Source organism: Moorena sp. SIO3H5 (genome assembly GCF_010692395.1).
Taxonomy (GTDB): domain Bacteria; phylum Cyanobacteriota; class Cyanobacteriia; order Cyanobacteriales; family Coleofasciculaceae; genus Moorena.
Map to the genome: position 1 here is coordinate 1 of NZ_JAAHHS010000728.1, position 1,708 is coordinate 1,708.

Sequence of the window (1,708 nt, forward strand, 5' to 3'; positions counted from 1 at the left end):
CTCCGGTTACCGCCCAAGAAATTCCCCCTCAAACCAATTTTGATGGGCAGGGTGGTTTCTTGTTCTCAGAGAATAATATGTAGCGACTCAATAGATGAGCATCAATGCGTCAATTCACATTCCGGTCTTATCAGAAAAGAGTCTGCTAGCCATATCATGGCACCTTCAAGGGTGCCTGATGGTCAAACCCATTAGGCGGTGTCCTTCAACGGATAGCCCTCAGACAAGGAGTCATTCAGTGAAGGCTTTCACGTTAATGGAGTGGCTGTCTGGAGCGGAGGAAACCCATTGATGAGCAGATTAAAAACCTTCTCCACTCGGTTGGTGAGCCCCCGAATCCCATCGGGGATGGTTCGGTAGCCCAGTTGGCGAATAAGGGTGATTAACCAACAATTGAAAACCGCCCAATTCACAGGGGCATGGCCACCTAAACGAGGCGGATGGTCTTCACAGAAGGTGACATCCCGCACCCAATGCAATCGATTTTCAATGCCCCACCGCTCTTGGATGTGTGGACTGTATTGAGCTGCACTGAATTGATGATTGCTCATATAAAGCGTTTGATAGCAAAAGGGTTTGCCCTCACGGATGCCCTCACGTTTGACATGAATAACCTGTTGAGACGCTTGCCATTTCTGTTGGAGTTCAGCAGGCATCTTAAACACTGAAACAGTGCGGGTTACTGTGCGCCCATGAGTCGGGTCAGTCTGTTCATCGACACTGATAGGAGACTGGGTGCTCACCCAATCAGTAAGCTGTTGATGGAGGGTTTTCTGGTTGGCTTTGACGGTAATCAGATAATACTGCTGTTGGGCCACAATCAAATCCACCGTATCGGTTTGGCAGTGAAGTGCATCTAACGTATAGGTTAGCCCTGGAATATCTGGGTAGGATTGAATACACTCGCGCAGGATGGCAATTTCACTAGTTTTGTGATTTTCCATGATGCTCAAGGCAATCACGCATCCTGGAGTATGGCTATAGAGGCTCACGGTGCTGATATAACTGCCGCCATTATGGTTGCTGGTGCATCGAATACTTTTGCCATCGCCACCAATCCACATCCCTGGAGTCGGACGCATAAACGAATGGCACCACGCATCAAATATCTCGACGATGGGGGTGTGTTCGACTCTGATGAACAACCGACGAAAGGTGGAGTAAGACGGGGTTGGCACGCCCTTAGGCAAGGCTAAAATCGCTTCCAGTTCAGCCCTATTTTCGACACAAAATGCGGATAACGGACGATAGCCCACATACCCGCATAGACTCCCTAGCAGAGCGAGTAACAAGAGCTGCCAGAGCGCATAGCGTTTTCCTCGACTACCGCGCACGTCCGGAATCTGCTTCAATTGGTGAATAAGATTCATGGTCTAAATCCTCCTCTGACTGTTTAAGAGAAGTGTACGATTTAGACCTTTTTTTATTCTCTCAATACAAGAAACCACCCTGCCTAGCCCCTCCAAGGAGGGGAACCGGAACGTAGCGGAAGTCTCCATACACCTACGGTTCCCCTCTCGGGCAATCCTGTAGGGGTTTTGCAGAAACCCCACCCAGTAAGGATCTTGCGATCGCTCGATTTAGGCAGTTTGATGGCTGAAACTCAGTCATATCAAGATCCGGTTTTAAAACCCCTACAGGATTAGCTTCTTAAGGGGGATTTAGAACAATAAAATTATTACTTATTACTTATTACTTCTTACTTGCA

The 1,708-nt window shown here is 48.2% G+C and carries 2 protein-coding genes; one reads left to right on the forward strand and one right to left on the reverse strand.

Annotated features, from left to right (window positions below):
• Window positions 1–195 (forward strand): hypothetical protein (locus F6K52_RS35990; RefSeq protein ID WP_293089960.1); only part of this gene is annotated, 195 nt, incomplete at its 5' end.
• 53 nt (window positions 196–248) lie between these two features.
• Here F6K52_RS35990 and F6K52_RS35995 read toward each other — a convergent pair.
• Window positions 249–1,370: an ISAs1 family transposase gene (locus F6K52_RS35995; RefSeq protein ID WP_293089962.1), complete on the reverse strand. Its 1,122-nt coding sequence runs from the start codon at window positions 1,368–1,370 to the stop codon at window positions 249–251.
• Window positions 1,371–1,708: the final 338 nt, after the last annotated feature.

Excerpts from the sequence above, each read along its gene's own strand:
- F6K52_RS35995 (WP_293089962.1), bottom strand. The coding sequence starts at position 1,370 with ATGAATCTTATTCACCAATTGAAGCAGATTCCGGACGTGCGCGGTAGT.